Origin of the sequence: Candidatus Accumulibacter sp. ACC012, assembly GCF_907163155.1 — a bacterium.
Taxonomy (GTDB): domain Bacteria; phylum Pseudomonadota; class Gammaproteobacteria; order Burkholderiales; family Rhodocyclaceae; genus Accumulibacter; species Accumulibacter delftensis.
Genome location: NZ_CAJQUC010000008.1, coordinates 116,441 through 134,871 on the forward strand (window position 1 = coordinate 116,441; position 18,431 = coordinate 134,871).

Below are 18,431 nucleotides of genomic sequence, written 5' to 3' on the forward strand. Positions count from 1 at the left end.
AAGTTAACCGCCCGAATACAGCCTAGCCTGCCGATCGATCGAGAATGGAGCCAAGCATGACCCTAGCGTCCGCCCCCCCGCAAGAGCTGAGCTTTCTCGAATCGCGCATCCTCGGAGTGTTGATCGAAAAGGAAAAGACAACACCAGACGCCTATCCGCTGACGCTGAACAGCTTGAGTGCCGGCTGCAACCAGAAAACCGCGCGCGAGCCGGTGATCCACGCCAGCGATAGCGAACTGCAAACAACGCTCGAAGAACTGCGCAGCCGTCTGTTGGTACTTGAAACTTACGGCGCCTCGGGCCGCGTACTCCGTTATGCACAGAATTTTGCCAAGGTGTACGGCGTGCCGGCAGCCGGTGTCGCTTTGCTGGCGATGCTCATGTTGCGCGGCGCGCAAACAGTCAGTGAGTTGCGTGCCAACTGCGAACGCTTGTATCGCTTCGACGATGCCTCGTCGGTTGAAGCGTATCTCGAGGAATTGACAGCGCGCAGCGGCGGCGCAATGGTCATTAAACTCCCCAAACAGCCGGGTTCACGGGAGCATCGCTGGGTGCACCTGCTCTGCGGAGCGCCGGCGCCTGTCCAGCCGGGTGAAGAGCAGGCCACGGCTAGCAACAGCACGAACGCAGAACTTGCAGAGCGAGTGGCGCGCCTGGAAAGCGAGGTCCTTGAACTGCGGGCGGCCGTCCAGGCGCTCGCTGGCGAGAAACCAGCGCCGCTCGCTGATTCGGAAGTGATAGCGGCCGAGCGTTAAGTTAATGTGAAAGTCGCGCATGCGACTCACAAACCTCCCTTCTCCCCTTGCGGGAGAAGGGCCGGGAGAAGAGGGGGGCGGTCATGACTTTCATGATCCGGGGTATCTCGCCATGTCATGACCGTTAGACGAGCACTGCACGCTTGCTCACGCCTGGTCGGCGACCGCCTGCGCCAGAAACTCGATTTTTTTCTGGAAGTCGCCGTCAGAGTCCGGATAGAGCTGCGCAATTTCGCGAAACTCGTCCTGAATCTCGATAAAGGCGTCGACCATGTCCGGGTCGAAATGACTACCCCGCCCCTCGACGATGATTTGCGCTGCCTTCTCATGCGATAGGCGCGCCTTATAAACGCGCCGACTGATCAGCGCGTCATAAACGTCGGCGACCGCCATTAGCCGAGCCGAGACCGGAATGCTGTCACCCACCAGCGCTTCCGGATAGCCACTGCCGTCCCATTTTTCCTGATGGTAGAGGGCGATTTCCTTGGCGATGGTCAGGAACTCGACCCGTGCGCCCAGCGAGTCTTCGGCGAACTGAATGGCATCCCTGCCAAGCAGGGTGTGATTCTTCATGATTTCAAGCTCATGCGGCTCGTAACGACCAGGTTTCAAGAGGATGCGGTCGGGGATACCGACTTTGCCAATATCATGCAAAGGCGCGGATTTGAACAGCGTCTTGATATTCTGCTCGGAGAGAAAGCTCGAGAAACGCGGATGCATCCGCAATTTTTCTGCCAGTGCCTTGACGTAACGCTGTGTACGCAGGATGTGCTTGCCGGTTTCGGCATCGCGGGTTTCCGCCAGCGACGCCAGCGCTAGAATGGTCACATCTTGAACCGCCTCGAGTTCGCGCGTCCGCCGCGCCACCTCGGAGGTCAAGAAGTCATTCCGGTCACGAAGAAAGTCGGAACTGGCCTTCAGTGTCAGCTGAGTCGCCACGCGGGCGAGCAGAATCGGAGGGCTGATCGGCTTGGTGATATAGTCCGCGGCGCCGAGTGACAGCCCCCTCTGTTCGTCCTCGGCTTCCGATCGGGCGGTCAGGAAGATAACCGGAATGTGGCAGGTCCTGGGGTCGGCCTTCAGGCGTCGGCAGACCTCGTATCCGTCGATATCCGGCATCATCACATCCAGCAGGATCAGATCAGGAGGCGTCACCGATGTCGCGATCCGGAGTCCCTTGTCACCGTGGTTGGCAACTTTCACCCGGTAGGTCTTCTTGAGCAACGCCGACATCAACGCCAGATTGTCTGGCGTGTCGTCGACCACCAGGATGGTGGCTTTGTCGTTGAAGGGCAGTGCGTCCATATCGATCACCCGTCTTGGTCAAACTGCAATCCCGGCAGCAGCGGCCGCGGTGCGCAGCGCTGCCAGCCCCGCTTCATAGTCGTAGGCGCGCACCGCCAGCTCAATCGCCCGATAGCTGCCGCCAAAGGCCACGCGCAGCCTTGCCGCCTCGGCGGCGAGGAAATCGGCTGCTTCCGAGTCGCTGTCGAGCAGCAAAGCCGAGAGCTTGCCACAGACCTGCTGCAAGCGCACCTGGTCAACACTGGCCGCCTCGAACAAGGGCGAGGCAAGCAGGTGCTGGGACGCCTCGGCCTCGCCACTCAACAGGCGCAGCTCCGCTCCCGGCGCAGCTACGGCAGCTTGCGGCGCGTAAGCGGAAGGGCGCAGCCGCGCGGTGAACCAGAAGGTCGAGCCCTTGCCGTACTCGCTACTGACGCCAACTTCGCCCCCCATTAGTTCGGCAAGCTTCTTGGAAATCGCCAGACCGAGACCGGTACCGCCAAAACGACGAGTGGTCGAGGTATCGGCCTGCGAAAAACTTTCGAATAGCCGCGACATCTGCTCGGCGGTCAAGCCGATGCCGGTGTCTCTGACGGCAAAATGGAGAAGCAGGCTTTGCGCATCGCTGTCACGGACGCCGACCCGGATCTCCACCTCGCCCTGCTCCGTGAACTTGACCGCGTTGTTGGTGTAGTTGATGAGAATCTGCCCCAGACGCAAGGAGTCACCGACGAGGCGCGGCGGCAGCGAAGGATCCAGGGAAACAAGTACTTCCAGTCCTTTGCCCTCGATCTTGGCCCGCATCAGGTCGAGTGCCTGCTCAAGGACGTCTTCGAGCGCAAACTCGGCCTGCTCGATGATCAACTTGCCTGCCTCGATCTTGGAGAAATCGAGAATGTCGTCGACGATGGCCAGCAGATGCTGTCCCGAGTCGCGGATTTTTTTCGCATAGTCGCGCTGGCATGAGCTCAGCTCGGTCTCGGCGAGCAGATGCGACATGCCGATGATGGCGTTCATCGGGGTGCGAATTTCATGGCTCATGTTGGCCAAAAACCCCGTTTTCATGCGTAGCGTTTCCTCGGCCAACTCCTGCGAGCGCTGCATCGCTTCGGCAGCCTCGCGTTCCTTGCTCACGTCTTCGAAGGTCCACACCGTTCCCTGCCCCAACGAAGCGGCGTCGACCGCCCGGCCGCTGACCCGACACCAGAAGCGCGCGCCGTCCTGGCGCTGCAGTTCGATGATGCGCACCAGGATCTCGCCAGGCGTCAAGCCGCTGTTGAAGCCCCCGTCGGCAAGCGGGTATGCGCCTTCCGGAACGCAAAGTGTCGCCTGCGTGCCAATGAGATCCTCGGCAGCGCAAGCGAGCAATTCCCCCAAGCGGCGGTTGACAGTGACGAAAACGCGCTCCTTGATGAACGCTATCCCGAGACTGGCGGTTTCAAGAATCGCCGTCTGCTCGTCATGTGCCTGCCGAAGGCGCGCTTCTGCGGCGCGCCGCTCGGTAATGTTGCGAAAGACGATGACCGTACCGACCAGAGTATCGGCCTTGCGGAACGGCGTCGTAGCGTACTCCACCGCCAATGGCGTGCCATCCTTGCGCCACAGGACTTCATTGTCGACCTGACGCGTCTGTCCATCCTGCGCGGTCAGATGCATCGCACAGCAGGCGAAGGGAAAATCACGACCATCGGCATAGGCATAGTGCGCTAACTCGTGGAAGGGCTGGTGGAAAATCTCTGCCGCGGTGTAGCCGAGCAGGCGAAGGACTGCGGGGTTGGCGAAAATCAACAGGCCATCGCGGTCGAGGCCGAGAATGCCATCACTCACCGAGCCCAGAATCAAGCGGCTGTGCTCCTCCATCGCCGCCAGCTCGACGGCCTGCTTTTCCAACTGTTCGGCCTGTTGCTGAGTCGCCTCAAGCAGTCGCTCGGTTCGCGTATTGCGCTCGATGATTTCGAGATTCATGGCCACGATCGGCAGCAAGCCATCGAGGACCGCTCGCTCGTCGTCGCTGAAAGAACGCAACGAAGCCAGTTCGATGACCGCCAGCGATCGTTCGGCGCGCATCACGGGCGCCAACAGAATGGCCTTGGCAGCGGCCTCACCCAGCCCGGAGCGAATGCGCACATAGCCCTCGGGCGGGTCGCTGATCACCCGCAAGCGGCCGTCGCTCGCGCACTGTCCGACCAGCCCTTCACCAAACGCGATGATGGCCAGCTCTGCGTGCCGATCAATGCCGTAAGTGGCGATCATTTTCAGGGTCTGGCGCTTTTCCGTGACGATGAAGAAAGCGCCTTGCGCGGCACCAAGCAAGGGCATCAGGCCAGCCATCAGTTTTTCGCCGAGATCGGTAAAGCTCGCGGCCTGTCGCAGCTCTCTCGAAACAGCCGAAATATTGGTCCTGATCCAGCGCTGCGCCGCCATGCCTTGATAGCTGTTCTTCAGGATCGCAACGCCGCGGCCGATTTCGCCAATCTCGTTCTGCTGATCCTGGCAGGGAATGCCCTGCTCCATCCGGCCCTGTGCCAGGCTGGCGATGCGGTCACTGAGGTGACGTAGCGGCCGCGTAAGCGATCGAGAAACAATCAATGCGGCAAGCAGCAACAAGGCCAGACAGGCAAAAAGGACAAAAACCGCCTGCTGCCGTTCCCGCTGATAGGCGGCGCCGGCCCGCGCCTGCAGGGCGTGGCTTTGGGCAGCTTCCGCTTCGCCCATCCGCTTGAGGTGTTTGTAGAGTAGCCACCCAGGATTCCCGGGAGGGGAGGCCAGCACTTCCTGCCACACCGTCGGGGCACCTCCGCGCCCGAACTCATTGAGTACTGCGGCCCGGTACGCGGCACTTTGTCGATAGAGAGCTTCCGCCTGCAACAGGTCCTGCGCATCGCCGGAGTAAGAAGCCCGCAGTTTGCGCAAGCCTTCCCCAAAACGAGCGCTGGCGGCGGCCAGGTCCTGGGCGAGCGCGGCACGCTGGGTCGCGTCCTCCGCGCGGCTCAGCTCGCCCAGCTGTTGTTGCATGGACATCAGCTCGTAGCGCAGGTCGCTCAAGCTAGCAAGCGCAGACTGCGGATGGTGATCGGTGCTACCGCTGAGCAACTCCAGGCGCTGTGCGGCCGAAAACATCGAGGCCCAGACGGCGAGGATGGCCAGGACGGCAAGCGCAGTAAAAGCGAGCAGGCGGCGGCTGACCGTCAGTCGCTCGAGATAGGCAGTCAGACGCTTCAAGGCAACTCCGATTAGCCGTCACAACGGTCGCGAGAAGCCAATTCTACTTTGTCGGAGCGGCTTTCACCATCATGCCTAAAGCATGTCAGATGCTCAGCGATGGTGGGCATGCTTGGGCAGGAGGCACCCCCAGGGTTCGCGGTGACGGGAATCACCATGTACCGCCGCCCAGCTCGCGCAATGGAGCATCCCCGGCGATGAGTCACCCCGCTCAGCGAGGCGAATGGCGCCCTTCGCCGTACGCAACACCTACAGGCCGGGCAAGGATGGCCTCGGGGACGGGGCCGGCGCCGCGACCGCCGGGTCGGTGACGGCCTTCGCGCCTGAAGTTCCCGCCGCTAGACCATGTCCTCACTGGGCGTAACGGCATTGAAGGCGTTGCTGGCGGGATCGTAGTGCAAGAGGGCCCCAGCCGCCAGATCGAAGTACCAGCCGTGGAGGTGTATCGTGCCCGCCTGCACACGCTCAGCAATCCACGGATAGGTCAGCAGATTTTCAAGGGACACCAGGATCCCCGCCTGCTCGCAGGCCCGGTCCTGCAAGGCGGGCTCTTTCGACGGCAACTCGGCCTGCACGCGCGCACGCGCCCTTTCCGCGATGCTGATCCACTTGCCGATGAACTCGGTTTTCGACCCCAGGCCCTGCATCAAAGCGTGGATGCCGCCACACTTGGCATGACCGAGGACGATGATGTGCTCCACCTGGAGCGACAGAACCGCAAACTCGAGGGCCGCTGGCACGCTCGCAAAGTCACCGCCTGGATGGTAAGGCGGCACCAGATTGGCGACGTTGCGCACCACGAAAACGTCGCCGGGCTCGGCGCCGGTCAGCAATGCCGGGTCCACCCGGGAGTCGGCGCAGGCAACGATCAGTGTCTTCGGACTCTGACCATGGCTGAGCTTGTCGAACAGCTCGCGCTCCTCTCCGAAATATCTCTCCTGAAATCTCTCGAAACCGGCGATGAATCTGGCAATGTCCTTCATAAGGTTTTCCTGGCGGCTTGTTCTGGTGCACGAGTCATTTGGATGCCGGGCAAGTTGCGCTAGTGTGCCCAGCGGGATAGGAAACGGGCGAAGTTTACGCGCCCGAAACCTCCAAAAAAAGTCGCTTATCCTTTGCGCTATGTTCGATATTAACGAAGGATCATAGCCAGCAATGGGCAACCACGGAAATGCAGCCTCTCTTCTGGGGCATCACAAGAGCCGGCGGCGCGATGCGCGCCAGCCAGTGCCTGCCACGCGCAAGGCGTGCTTTTACCAGCCGCCGAGAATCGCCTTCTCGGCCCAGAACAGGCCGGTGATCGTCTTGGCGTCGGTGATTTCGCCGCTCTTCACTGCCGCCAGGGCGTCTTGCAGAGAAAGGCTGAGCAGGTCCATGAACTCACCGCTATCCAGGTTCTGCTCGGCTTCGCGGCGGATGCCACGCGCCAGGAAAATCTCGATGCGCTCGTCCGAATAGCCCACGCACGGATGCATTACGCCGAGATGGCGCCACTCGGCAGCGCTATACCCTGTCTCTTCGCGCAGCTCCCGCGTCGCGGTGTCGAAGATGGCCTCGCCAGGGTCGATTTTTCCGGCCGGCAACTCGAGAAAAGCGCGGCGCAAGGGATAACGGTGCTGGCGAACGAGAAGCAACTGACCATTGTCCAGCTGCGCGATGACCGCCACCGCACCCTGATGGCGTACGTACTCGCGTTGACACTCCTCTCCATCCGGCAGGCGCACGCGGTCAAGGCGGACGTCGAGCAGTCGGCCACGAAAGACCTGCGTGCTCTCGAGTTGCTCCTCGTGCAGGTGGGGGTAATCGGTTTTCATTTCGGGACTCTCAATGAAAACGCCCCGGCAGGCGGGGCGTTCCGGTCGAACTACGCCGTTGTCACAGCGAGCGCAGAAGCGCGAACGCACAAACAGACATCAGCGCTTGCGGGAAAATCCCCAGCAAGGCTACCGCCAGACCGTTGGCTGACATCAGAATCTTCATGTCCAGCGGTGTATGGATCGGCGTGGTATTGGTCGGCTGGTCGAAGTACATGATCTTGACGATGCGCAGGTAGTAGAAACAACCAATCAGCGAGAACAACACGGCAACCACCGCCAGCCACAGGTTGCCACTGGCAACGACCGCCTGCAGAACCGAGAACTTGGCGAAGAAGCCGACAAAGAAAGGTATCCCGGCCATCGAGAACATCATCATCATCATTACCGCAGCAAACCAGGGACTGCGCTTATTGAGCCCTTTGAAGTCCTCGATTTGGTCCGATTCGAAACCGCCACGCGCGAGCAGGAGAATCATGCCGAAGGTTCCGGCGCTGGTCAGTACGTAGGTAATGACATAGAACATCGACGAGCTGTAGGCATTCAGTGCAAAGCGCGCATCGCCACCGACGATGCCGGAGACCAGCCCAAGGAGCATGAAGCCCATGTGCGAAATAGCCGAATAGGCGAGCATGCGCTTGAGATTGGTCTGCGCGATGGCGGCGATGTTACCGACGGCCATGGACAGCACAGCCAGCAAAATCAACATCGTCTGCCAGTCCTGCGCCAGGACGATCAGGCCGTTGACCAGCATGCGCATGACGATCGCAAACGCAGCGAGCTTCGGAGCTGTGGCGATGAATAAGGCGACCGCCGTCGGCGCGCCGTGATAGACGTCTGGAATCCACATGTGGAAGGGAACGACACCCAGCTTGAAAGCGATGCCCGAGACCAGGAAAACAAGGCCGAAAACGAGGATCGGCTTGTTGACCTGGCCTGTGTACAGTCGTTCAGCAACTGCGGTGATCTCCAGTGTACCGGTGGCGCCATAGATCATCGACATGCCGTAGAGCAGCAGGCCGGAAGCCAGGGCCCCGAGCACGAAGTACTTCATTGCCGCCTCGGTGGCCGGCACCGAATCACGATTCATCGCCACCAGCGCGTAGAGCGACAGCGAAAGCAGTTCGAGACCGATATAAACGGTCAGGAAGTGGTTCGCCGAAATCATCACCATCATGCCGAGGGTGGCGAACAGCGCCAATACGTAGTACTCGCTTCTGGCCATCTGCTCGCGCTCGAGGATGTAATCGCGCGAATAGAAGAGGACGATGATCACCGTCAGGTAAACCAGTAGCTTCAGCAGGTCGCCCATCAGGTCGCCAACATACATGTTGCTGAAGGTGTAGCCGATCTCGCCGGTACTGGTCGCGAAAGTGACCACTGCCGCGCCGACCAGCGTCAGCTGAGTGGCGACGAAGATCACTGTCCGCTTGCGGTCCTTGACGAAGAGATCAACGATCAGGATCACGCAGGCCATCAACAACATGAAGATCTCCGCGCTCGCGAGGCGAAGATCGGGGACCTGGAACTGCATTTCGGCAAGAGTCATAGCGGCTACCAATTATTGGATCTTGCTGAGAGCGATGTGACGCAGTAGCTCATTGACCGAGCTGTGCATGACTTCAGTAAAGGGCTGCGGATAGAGACCCATGCCCAGCGCGCCAGCGGCGAACAACACAAAAATCAGGAACTCCCGGCCATTGATATCGGTGAGTTCGGCGACGTGATGGTTGGCGACCGCACCAAAGATCACGCGCTTGTACATCCACAAGGTGTAGGCGGCGCCGACGATCATCGTCGTGGCAGCAGCGAAGGCCACCCAGAAGTTGTAGTCAACGGCCGCCAGAATGATCATGAATTCGCCTACGAAGCCGGAAGTGGCCGGCAACCCGGCGTTGGCCATCGCGAAGAGCATGAAGAAGGCGGCGAACTTGGGCATCGAATTGACCACTCCGCCGTAGTCGGCAATCTTCCGCGAGTGCATGCGATCGTACATCACGCCGATCGAGAAGAACATCGCGCCGGAGACGAAGCCGTGCGAGATCATCTGCACCAGCGCGCCTTCGATGCCGAGGGCACTGAACATGAAGAAACCGAGCGTAACGAAGCCCATGTGCGCAATCGACGAATAGGCCACCAGCTTCTTCATGTCTTCCTGGACCAGGGCGACGAAACCGATGTAGATGATTGCGATCAGCGACAGGGTGATGAGCAGCCAGGACAGTTCGTGCGAGGCATCGGGGGCGATCGGCAGCGAGAAACGCAGGAAACCGTAGGCACCCAATTTCAGGGCGATGGCTGCCAGGACGATCGATCCTCCCGTCGGCGCTTCGACGTGCGCGTCCGGCAACCATGTATGCACCGGCCACATCGGCACCTTGACTGCAAAGGCGACCAGGAAGGCGAGGAAGAGCCAGGTTTGCACGGTCAGACCGAGCGGTAGCCTGTGCCAGTCGAGAATCGAAAAACTGCCGCCCGACTCGACAAACAGATAGAGGAGCGCAAGCAGGAAAAGCAGCGAGCCCATGAGGGTAAACAGAAAGAATTTGAACGCCGCATAGACTCGGTTGGAACCGCCCCAGATGCCAATGATCAGGTACAGGGGAATCAACGATGCTTCGAAGAAGACGTAGAACAGCACGCCATCCAGCGACGAAAAAATCCCGTTCAACAGGCCGGACATAATCAGGAAGCCCGCGTTGTACTGCGCAACCCGACTATTGATGACCTGCCAGCCGGCGAGAATCACGGTCACCGTGATGAAGCTGTTGAGCAGCACGAAGAGCATCGAGATGCCATCGACGCCAAGGTGGTAGTTGACATTGAATCGCGGAATCCAGCCATGCAGTTCGACGAACTGCATGGCTGGCGTGTTCAGGTCAAAGCCCGTGTAGAGCGGAATAGTCACCAGCAGGCCGGCGATAGCCCCCAACAGGGCGAGCATCCGGGCGAGGGGTGCATTGCGATCGGCGCCGGTCGCCAGGACTACAAAACCGGCAAGGATCGGTACCCAGATGGCAAGCGAGAGAAGCGGCGTGGCTAACATATCGTTCCCAGTCTCTGTCTAGCTCAAGCGCGCGTGACCCAAAGGGTCATCAAGACGAACACGCCGATAATCATCGTAAAAGCGTAGTGGTAAATATGACCGCTCTGGAAGAAGCGGGCCAGGGTTGCGAACCAGCTGACCAGGCGTACGGCACCGTTGACGACCATTCCGTCGATCACGCCGACATCGCCACCCTGCCACAGCCCGCGGCCGAGCAAACGCGCACCACCGGCAAAGACCACTTCGTTGAACTTGTCGAAATAGTACTTGTTGTCGAGCAGCGAATACACCCCGCCAAAGCGGGCCTTGATGGCGACCGGAATATCCGGACGTTTCATGTACAGGTACCAGGCGGCAACAACACCGAGCAGCGCCAGCCAGAAGACGGCTGTAGTCACCGCGTGCGTGGCCATGGCGAAAGCGCCGTGGAAGTGATGAGCAAGTTCTGCCATCGCCGGGTGAGCTTCGCTATCGACGAAAATCGCGCCCTTGAAGAAGTCGCCGAACAACATCGGCTCGATGGTGATGAAGCCGATGATGGCCGAGGGGATCGCCAGCAGGATCAGCGGCAGAGTCACCACCCACGGCGTCTCGTGCGGCTTTTGCCCTGGAGCCAGGCCATGATGCTCTTCGCCATGGGCGTCGTCGTGTGCCTCGTCGTGATGGTCATCGGCGGCGTGATGCGCTGCTTTGACGTGCGCAACCGGCTCATGATGCGCCGCCTTGCCGAAGCGCTCTTCCCCGTGGAAGACCAGGAAGTACATGCGGAACGAGTAGAGAGCGGTGACGAAGACACTGGCCATCACCGCAAAGTAGGCGAAGCCGGAACCGGGGATGTTCGATAGCGCTACCGCCTCGATGATCGAGTCCTTGGAGTAGAAACCAGAGAAGAGAGGCGTTCCGATCAGCGCCAGCGAGCCGACCAGGGAAGTGATCCAGGTAATTGGCATGTACTTGCGCAGGCCGCCCATGTTGCGGATGTCCTGGTCGTGGTGCATGCCGATGATCACCGAACCCGCGGCCAGGAACAGCAAGGCCTTGAAGAAAGCGTGTGTCATCAGGTGAAAAATCGCCACCGAGTAGGCCGAAGCACCCAGCGCCACAGTCATGTAACCCAGCTGCGACAGCGTCGAATAGGCGACGACGCGCTTGATATCGTTCTGGATGACGCCAAGAAAGCCCATGAACAGCGCCGTGATCGCGCCGATGACGATGACGAAGGACAGCGCGGTGTCCGACAACTCGAACAGCGGCGACATGCGCGCGACCATGAAGATGCCCGCGGTGACCATCGTCGCCGCGTGGATCAGCGCCGAGATCGGCGTCGGACCTTCCATCGAGTCGGGCAGCCAGACATGCAGCGGCACCTGTGCCGACTTGCCCATGGCACCGATGAATAGCAGGATGCAAATCGCGGACATCAGCGCCACCTCACTGCCGGCGCCGAACAGCGGGATGGTCGTCGCCGCAAGTGCCGACGACTTGGCAAAGACGGCCGCATAGTCCAGAGTACCGAAGTGGCTGAGCACCAGGCCAATACCGAGGATGAAGCCGAAGTCGCCAACGCGATTGACCAGAAAGGCTTTCATGTTCGCGAAAATAGCCGTTGGCCGCGTATACCAGAAACCGATCAACAGATAGGAGACCAGGCCGACGGCCTCCCAACCAAAGAACAGCTGCATGAAGTTGTTGCTCATCACGAGCATCAGCATCGAGAAGGTAAACAGCGAAATGTAGCTGAAGAAGCGGTTGTAGCCGGGATCATCCTGCATGTAGCCGATGGTGTAGATATGCACCATCAGCGATACAAAGGTCACCACCAGCATCATGGTGACCGTCAGTTGGTCGATCAGAAAACCGACCTCGAAGTGATAATCACCGGAGGTCAGCCAGCGGTAAACCGGCCCGTTGAAGGTATTGCCGGCCTGCACATCCCTGAAGATCATATAGGAAGCGATGAAGGCGATCGCCACACCGGCGATGGTCACCGTGTGCGCCACCCAGCGCGGGATCACGCGACAGAAGAGGCCGGCAATAATGGCGCCAAAAAGTGGCGCCAGCGGAACCAGGAGGTAGAGCTTTTGCATTTCCATGTTCAACCCTTCAGGCTGTCCAGATCATCCACATGGATGGTCTTCAGGTTGCGGAACAGCACCACCAGAATCGCCAGCCCGATCGCCGCTTCGGCGGCAGCAACAGTCAGGATGAAGAAGACGAAAACCTGCCCGGCAAGGTCCTGCATGAAGTGCGAGAAAGCGATGAAGTTCATGTTCACCGCCAGCAGCATCAACTCGATCGACATCAGGATGATGATCAGATTTTTTCGGTTGAGAAAGATGCCGACGACGCTGATCGCGAACATGATCGCGCCCAGGATCAAAAAATGCGACAGTGTAAGCAAGATGCCTCCCTGATTCCTTCTACTCGGGGCGGCAAGTGGCTGCCGCCCGCTCTTATTCTCAGTCTTGTTTCAGCTCTGCGCCGACGGCGCGGTCAATCTCGCTTTTCGGCGGGCATCTGCAGCACGCGAACCCGGTCCGCGGCCTTGACAAACACCTGCTGCGCCGGGTTGACCGACTTGTTCTTGCGCTTGCCGCGCTGCGTCAGGGCCACCGCGGCGACAATCCCGACGAGCAGGATGACCGATGCCAGCTCGAAGGGATAGACGTACTCGGTGAAGATCAAGCGGCCAACCGCCTTGACGTTGCTCACTTCGGCGGTCGCCTGCGGCACGCCGCTTTCAAGCAGGCCGAAGTAGTTGCCACCAAGGACCAGGGCCATTTCGGTGACCATCAGCAAGGCGATGATCGAGCCCAGGGGCAAGTAGCTCCAGAAGCCTTCGCGCAAACGATCAAGGTTGATGTCCAGCATCATGACCACAAAAAGGAAGAGCACCATCACCGCCCCGACGTAAATCAGGATCAGCGCGATAGCCAGGAACTCGGCCTGCAGCAGCATCCAGACACCAGCCGCCGAAAAGAAGGCAAGGACAAGAAACAGCGCTGCATGCACCGGATTGCGCGAGGTGATCACGCGCAGGCCGGCAAACACCAGGATCGCCGAGAAAAAGTAGAAAACGAAGGTCTTGAATTCCATCGCGTAGGCCTGTTAGCGGTATTTCGAGTCGAGTTCGCGGTCAGCGGCGATTTGCTCTTCGTAACGGTCACCATTGGCCAGCAGCATTGCCTTGGTGTAGTAGAGGTCGCCGCGCGTCTCCCCGTGATACTCGAAAATCCGCGTCTCAACGATGGCGTCAACCGGGCAGGCCTCTTCGCAGAAACCACAGAAAATACACTTGGTCAGATCGATGTCGTAGCGCGTCGTACGCCGTGAATCGTCTTCGCGCTGGTCGGATTCAATGGTGATCGCCAGCGCCGGGCAAACCGCTTCGCACAACTTGCAGGCAATACAACGCTCCTCGCCATTGGGATAGCGACGTAGCGCATGCAGGCCGCGAAAACGGAAGCTTTGCGGCGTTTTTTCTTCCGGATACTGAACGGTGATCTTGCGGGCAAACATGTAACGCCCGGTCACCGACATACCCTTGAACAACTCCCTGAGCAGGAGGCTGTTGAAAATTTCCTTCATCGAACCCATGACTAGCCTCTCACTTCCAGATGTTCAGCGGCGACATCATCCAGCAACCGACCACGACCAACCAGATCAGGCACAGCGGAATGAAAACCTTCCAGCCCAGGCGCATGATCTGATCGTAGCGATAGCGAGGGAAGGTGGCGCGAATCCAGAGGAAGAAAAACAACACCGCGGCGATTTTCAGGAACAGCCACAACAGGCCGTCGGGCAGGAAGCCGACCGGCGACAACCAACCGCCCAGAAAGAGCAGCGAGGTGAGCGTCGACACCAGGATCATGTTGGCGTATTCGGCCAGGAAGAAGACGGCAAAAGCCATTCCCGAGTACTCGCAGTGGAAACCGACGATCTCCGATTCGCCTTCGGCCATATCGAATGGCGCACGGTTGGTTTCGGCGACGATCGACACCAGATAGACGACAAACATCGGCAGTAGCGGCAGCCAGTTCCACGACAGGAGGCCGACGCCGTGGTCGGCAAAAATCCCCCGCCCCTGACTACTCACGATGTCGCCGAGGTTCAGGCTATTGGAAACCATCAGCACGACGACCAGCGCCAGTCCCATCGAGATTTCGTAGGAAATCATCTGCGCTGCCGAGCGCATGCCGCCAAGGAAAGCGTACTTCGAATTGGAGGCCCAGCCGGCCAGGATGATCCCGTAGATGCCGATCGAGCTGATGGCCATGACGTAGAGCAGGCTGGCATTGACGTTGGCCAGGACCAGAGTGTCGTTGAACGGCACCACCGCCCAGGCCGCGAGTGCCGGCGCGAAGGCGAACATCGGTGCAATCACGAAAACACTCTTGTCCGAACCGGTCGGAACAACGACCTCCTTCAGGAACAGCTTCAAGCCATCGGCAATCGGCTGGATCAGCCCCCAGGGGCCGACCCGGTTGGGGCCGATGCGAACCTGCATCCAGCCGATGACCTTTCTTTCCCAGAAGGTCAGGTAGGCAACGCAGAGCAGCAAGGGCGCGATGATCAGAACGATCTTGAGGAGCGTCCACACCAATGGAAAAACCGAGCCAAACAAACCTTGCAGCAGTTCCCGCAGCGCATCAAGCATCATGCACGCTCCACGTTGATCGCACCGAACATCTCACCCAGCGCAGCGGTCGAGGCATGCGCTGCGGCCACCCGAACACAGCCCGCCGGCACTGTGGGGTCAGCCTTGGCGGTCAGCACAACTTCGCCGCTCCCCTGCCGGACCCGTACCGAAACACCATCATTGAGGGAAAGGGCCTGCAGCGTTTCGGCGCATATGCGAGCGCTTGGCGGCAGCGCGTCGCGGGTCTTCTGCAGACCAGCGGCTCGACGAGCGAGAGGGTCAGCCGAATAGATCGGCACCTCGGCCACTCGTTGCAGCCCACCAGGAATGCTGGTCAGCGACCACGCAACGCAGGGAACCGCAGTGACCTTGTTGTCCAAGCCATCGACAAAGCCTTCGCCTGCGGCGATGACGTCATCGCGCACTTCTTCGCTCGATTCGTAGTCGAAGCCCGGTAGCGCCAGCAAATTGCCGAGAACGCGCAAGACTTTCCAGCCGGGGCGGGCTTCCCCCAAAGGACGGACGACACCATTGAAACCCTGCACACGACCCTCGCTGTTGACGAATGTCCCCGAGGTCTCGGTATAAGGAGTAATCGGCAGCAGAACGTCGGCGTACTCGCTGCAAGCACCATCCCCGAAAGGCGTCAGCATCACCACCAGGGCAGCCTGCTTGAGTGCCGCCAGTGCCTGCTGCGGATCGTGGCAGTCGAGCTCCGGCTCGATGCCGTGCAGCAGGTAGGCCTGGCGCGGCTGGGCGAACATTTCGTGGGCATTCAGTGCCGTCGGCAAGGCTTTGGCGACGTAGCCTCCGACGCTGTTGGCCGCCTCGCCAATGAAACCGCAACTGGCGCCGGTCAACCGCGACAGTTCGCAGGCCAGCGCATGCAGCTGCGCTGCATGCGGATGCTGTTCAGCAACATTGCCCAGGAAAATTGCGCCCTTCTCGCCTTCGACCAGGCTGGCAGCGATGGCCTGGCTGGTCGCACATGGAGCGACGGATTCGAGCCCTTCCGGAACCGCTTCGTTCTTCAACTGGGCAGCTGCCTTGACGATTCTGGCCAATGCCGAAGGCAGGTCCGCTGGACTGACTGTCAGCTGCGCATGCAGGTTGATCAAAGGATCGTCGGCGCTCACCGACAGCAGGCTGACTTTGCCCCATTTCTTGCCGACCTGACGCAGACGCTGCGCGAACAGCGGATGGTCCTTGCGCAGGAAGCTACCGACAACCAGGACCGCATCCAAATCCTTGACCTCGGCAAGGCGCAGCCCCAACCAGGGGATGCCGCCAAGCTTGCCGTCGGCGCTGAAATCACGCCGACGCGGACGAAAATCGACACTCCCGGAGCCCAGACCGCGAGTCAGCTTCTGGAGCAGGTAGAGTTCTTCCAGAGTGGCATGCGGCGACGCCAGAGAGGCCACCGACTCACCACCGTTGCTGCGGGTAATGTCCTTCAGGGCATGCGAGACGTAGTCCAGCGCAGTCTTCCACTCGACTTCGCGGAGCGCGCCATCAACGCGAATCATCGGTCGCGTCAGCCGCGCCGGCGAATTGAGCGCCTCGTAGGAGAAGCGTTCCTTGTCCGAGATCCAGCACTCATTGACCTCTTCGTTCTCACGCGGCAGAACACGCATCACGACATTGTTCTTGATCTGCACGGTCAGATTGGCCCCGATACTGTCGTGCGGGCTGACCGACTTGCGACGTGACAATTCCCAACTGCGCGCCGAATAGCGAAAGGGCTTCGAGGTCAGCGCACCGACCGGACAGAGGTCGATCATGTTACCCGACAGCTCGGAATCAATCGAGCGGCCGACGAAAGTCATGATCTCGGCGTGCATGTTGCGGTTGGCCATGCCGAGCTCCATGACACCGGCGATTTCCTGGCCGAAGCGAACGCAGCGGGTGCAGTGAATGCAGCGTGCCATTTCCTGCATCGAAATCAGGGGACCGACGTCCTTGTGGAAAACAACCCGCTTGGCTTCCTGAAAACGGGAAGCGCTACCGCCGTAACCGACGGCCAGATCCTGCAACTGGCACTCGCCGCCCTGATCACAGATAGGGCAATCGAGCGGGTGGTTGATCAGCAGGAACTCCATCACGCCTTTCTGGGCGGTCACCGCCAGTTCGGAATGAGTGAACACTTTCATGCCGTTGGTCACCGGCGTTGCACAGGCGGGCAGCGGCTTGGGCGCTTTCTCGACCTGTACCAGGCACATCCGGCAGTTAGCCGCGATCGACAGCTTCTTGTGATAGCAGAAATGCGGGATATAGGCACCCAACTGCTGTGCAGCGTCCATGATGGTGCTGCCATCAGGTACCTGCGCGATCTTGCCGTCGATTTCGATTTCCATCGTCTGGTACCTTAAGCCGTTGCCGTGAAGAAGCCGCTGCCGGCGCGCTGGACATCAACGGGCACGAGGCACTTCTTGTGTTCGATGTGGTACGCGAACTCGTCGTGATAATGCTTGATGAAGCTCTGTACCGGCATGGATGCGGCATCGCCGAGCGCGCAGATGGTGCGACCCATGATGTTGGTAGTGACACTGGACAGCAGATCCAGGTCGTCGGCACGCCCACGCCCGGTCTCGATACGGTTCACGACTCGGTACAGCCAGTTGGTTCCTTCGCGGCAGGGGGTGCACTGCCCGCAGGATTCTTCGTAGTAGAAGAAGGAAAGGCGCTCCAGCGCTTTCACCATGCAGGTCGTTTCGTCCATTACGATGACCGCGCCTGAGCCGAGCATGGAGCCGGCCTTGCTGATCGAATCGTAGTCCATCGTGCAATCCATCATTGCCGGCCCAGGCACTACTGGCGACGACGAGCCGCCGGGGATACAGCCCTTCAACTGCCGACCACCGCGCATTCCACCGGCCATCTCGAGCAGGGTCGCGAAAGGCGTTCCGAGCGGGATCTCGTAGTTCCCGGGCCGGTTCACGTGACCCGAAATCGAGAACAGCTTGGTGCCTCCGTTGTTTGCCTTGCCGGCATCGAGATAGGCCTCGCCACCGAGGGTAATGATGTACGGGATCGAAGCAAAGGTCTCGGTGTTATTGATCGTGGTTGGCTTGCCGTAAAGGCCGAAGGAAGCCGGGAAAGGCGGCTTGAAACGAGGCTGGCCCTTCTTCCCTTCGATCGACTCGAGCAGCGCGGTTTCCTCGCCGCAGATGTAGGCGCCGTAACCGTGATGCGCAAAAAGCTCGAAGCTGAAGCCGGAAGCGAGCAGATTGCTGCCCAGGAAGCCCGCCGCTCGCGCTTCGTCGAGCGCCTCCTCGAAGCGCTCGTAGATCTCCCAGACTTCGCCGTGAATGTAGTTGTAACCACGCCTAGCGCCCATCGCGAAAGCAGCAATGGCCATCCCTTCGATCACCGCATGCGGGTTGTAGCGAAGGATGTCGCGATCCTTGAAAGTACCCGGCTCGCCTTCGTCCGAATTGCAGACCACGTATTTGTCACCGGGGAAGGACCGGGGCATGAAACTCCACTTGAGACCGGTGGGGAAGCCAGCACCGCCACGACCGCGCAAGACCGATTTCTTGACCTCGTTGATGACGAATTCCTGCGTCTGTTTCTCTTCCAGAATACGCCGCAGCGCCGAGTAACCGCCACGCTTGACGTAGTCCGCTAGACGCCAGGCCTTATCACCGTCCAGGCCAAGGCTCAACATCGGG

At 60.0% G+C, this 18,431-nt stretch carries 14 protein-coding genes; 1 reads left to right on the forward strand and 13 read right to left on the reverse strand.

Annotated features, from left to right (window positions below):
• The first annotated feature begins 56 nt into the window (after window positions 1-56).
• Window positions 57-755, forward strand: coding sequence for a YceH family protein (locus QZ648_RS10240; RefSeq protein ID WP_291996923.1), 699 nt, complete (start codon window positions 57-59; stop codon window positions 753-755).
• A gap of 147 nt (window positions 756-902) precedes the next feature.
• Here the strand turns inward: QZ648_RS10240 and QZ648_RS10245 are convergent, their stop codons facing one another.
• From QZ648_RS10245 to nuoF, 13 genes are all read right to left on the reverse strand, one after another.
• Window positions 903-2,060 carry a two-component system response regulator gene (locus QZ648_RS10245; RefSeq protein ID WP_291996924.1) on the reverse strand — a complete coding sequence of 386 codons (1,158 nt, stop codon included), beginning with the start codon at window positions 2,058-2,060 and terminating at the stop codon, window positions 903-905.
• An 18-nt stretch (window positions 2,061-2,078) separates the two neighbouring features.
• Window positions 2,079-5,261, reverse strand: coding sequence for an ATP-binding protein (locus QZ648_RS10250; RefSeq protein WP_291996925.1), 3,183 nt, complete (start codon window positions 5,259-5,261; stop codon window positions 2,079-2,081).
• Between the two features lie 338 nt (window positions 5,262-5,599).
• Window positions 5,600-6,244, reverse strand: a complete 645-nt coding sequence (locus QZ648_RS10255; protein ID WP_291996926.1) for a carbonic anhydrase — start codon at window positions 6,242-6,244, stop codon at window positions 5,600-5,602.
• 270 nt (window positions 6,245-6,514) lie between these two features.
• Window positions 6,515-7,075: an NUDIX hydrolase gene (locus QZ648_RS10260; protein WP_169064908.1), complete on the reverse strand. Its 561-nt coding sequence runs from the start codon at window positions 7,073-7,075 to the stop codon at window positions 6,515-6,517.
• 61 nt (window positions 7,076-7,136) lie between these two features.
• Window positions 7,137-8,609: an NADH-quinone oxidoreductase subunit NuoN gene (nuoN, locus tag QZ648_RS10265; RefSeq protein WP_291997023.1), complete on the reverse strand. Its 1,473-nt coding sequence runs from the start codon at window positions 8,607-8,609 to the stop codon at window positions 7,137-7,139.
• 27 nt (window positions 8,610-8,636) lie between these two features.
• Window positions 8,637-10,121 carry an NADH-quinone oxidoreductase subunit M gene (locus QZ648_RS10270; RefSeq protein WP_291996927.1) on the reverse strand — a complete coding sequence of 495 codons (1,485 nt, stop codon included), beginning with the start codon at window positions 10,119-10,121 and terminating at the stop codon, window positions 8,637-8,639.
• Between the two features lie 23 nt (window positions 10,122-10,144).
• Complete coding sequence (gene nuoL / locus QZ648_RS10275; protein WP_169064910.1) at window positions 10,145-12,214, reverse strand: NADH-quinone oxidoreductase subunit L; 2,070 nt, start codon at window positions 12,212-12,214, stop codon at window positions 10,145-10,147.
• A 2-nt stretch (window positions 12,215-12,216) separates the two neighbouring features.
• A complete protein-coding gene (nuoK, locus tag QZ648_RS10280; protein WP_042335334.1) occupies window positions 12,217-12,522 on the reverse strand; it encodes an NADH-quinone oxidoreductase subunit NuoK in 306 nt (101 codons plus the stop codon).
• 92 nt (window positions 12,523-12,614) lie between these two features.
• The gene (locus QZ648_RS10285) at window positions 12,615-13,217 is read right to left on the reverse strand and encodes an NADH-quinone oxidoreductase subunit J (RefSeq protein ID WP_169064911.1); all 603 of its coding nucleotides are present in this window, start codon (window positions 13,215-13,217) and stop codon (window positions 12,615-12,617) included.
• Between the two features lie 12 nt (window positions 13,218-13,229).
• Complete coding sequence (gene nuoI, locus QZ648_RS10290) at window positions 13,230-13,718, reverse strand: NADH-quinone oxidoreductase subunit NuoI (RefSeq protein WP_291996928.1); 489 nt, start codon at window positions 13,716-13,718, stop codon at window positions 13,230-13,232.
• Between the two features lie 10 nt (window positions 13,719-13,728).
• On the reverse strand, window positions 13,729-14,781 hold the full coding sequence (gene nuoH, locus QZ648_RS10295; RefSeq protein WP_291996929.1) for an NADH-quinone oxidoreductase subunit NuoH: 1,053 nt from the start codon (window positions 14,779-14,781) through the stop codon (window positions 13,729-13,731).
• Window positions 14,778-17,114 carry an NADH-quinone oxidoreductase subunit NuoG gene (nuoG, locus tag QZ648_RS10300; protein WP_291996930.1) on the reverse strand — a complete coding sequence of 779 codons (2,337 nt, stop codon included), beginning with the start codon at window positions 17,112-17,114 and terminating at the stop codon, window positions 14,778-14,780. Before nuoG ends, nuoH begins: the two co-directional genes overlap by 4 nt.
• A gap of 11 nt (window positions 17,115-17,125) precedes the next feature.
• On the reverse strand, window positions 17,126-18,427 hold the full coding sequence (gene nuoF / locus QZ648_RS10305; RefSeq protein WP_291997024.1) for an NADH-quinone oxidoreductase subunit NuoF: 1,302 nt from the start codon (window positions 18,425-18,427) through the stop codon (window positions 17,126-17,128).
• Window positions 18,428-18,431 lie beyond the last annotated feature (4 nt).

Excerpts from the sequence above, each read along its gene's own strand:
- nuoH (WP_291996929.1), bottom strand. The coding sequence starts at position 14,781 with ATGATGCTTGATGCGCTGCGGGAACTGCTGCAAGGTTTGTTTGGCTCG.
- nuoL (WP_169064910.1), bottom strand. The coding sequence starts at position 12,214 with ATGGAAATGCAAAAGCTCTACCTCCTGGTTCCGCTGGCGCCACTTTTT.
- QZ648_RS10245 (WP_291996924.1), bottom strand. The coding sequence starts at position 2,060 with ATGGACGCACTGCCCTTCAACGACAAAGCCACCATCCTGGTGGTCGAC.
- nuoN (WP_291997023.1), bottom strand. The coding sequence starts at position 8,609 with ATGCAGTTCCAGGTCCCCGATCTTCGCCTCGCGAGCGCGGAGATCTTC.
- QZ648_RS10260 (WP_169064908.1), bottom strand. The coding sequence starts at position 7,075 with ATGAAAACCGATTACCCCCACCTGCACGAGGAGCAACTCGAGAGCACG.
- nuoG (WP_291996930.1), bottom strand. The coding sequence starts at position 17,114 with ATGGAAATCGAAATCGACGGCAAGATCGCGCAGGTACCTGATGGCAGC.
- QZ648_RS10240 (WP_291996923.1), top strand. The coding sequence starts at position 57 with ATGACCCTAGCGTCCGCCCCCCCGCAAGAGCTGAGCTTTCTCGAATCG.
- QZ648_RS10270 (WP_291996927.1), bottom strand. The coding sequence starts at position 10,121 with ATGTTAGCCACGCCGCTTCTCTCGCTTGCCATCTGGGTACCGATCCTT.
- QZ648_RS10285 (WP_169064911.1), bottom strand. The coding sequence starts at position 13,217 with ATGGAATTCAAGACCTTCGTTTTCTACTTTTTCTCGGCGATCCTGGTG.
- nuoF (WP_291997024.1), bottom strand. The coding sequence starts at position 18,427 with ATGTTGAGCCTTGGCCTGGACGGTGATAAGGCCTGGCGTCTAGCGGAC.
- QZ648_RS10255 (WP_291996926.1), bottom strand. The coding sequence starts at position 6,244 with ATGAAGGACATTGCCAGATTCATCGCCGGTTTCGAGAGATTTCAGGAG.
- nuoI (WP_291996928.1), bottom strand. The coding sequence starts at position 13,718 with ATGGGTTCGATGAAGGAAATTTTCAACAGCCTCCTGCTCAGGGAGTTG.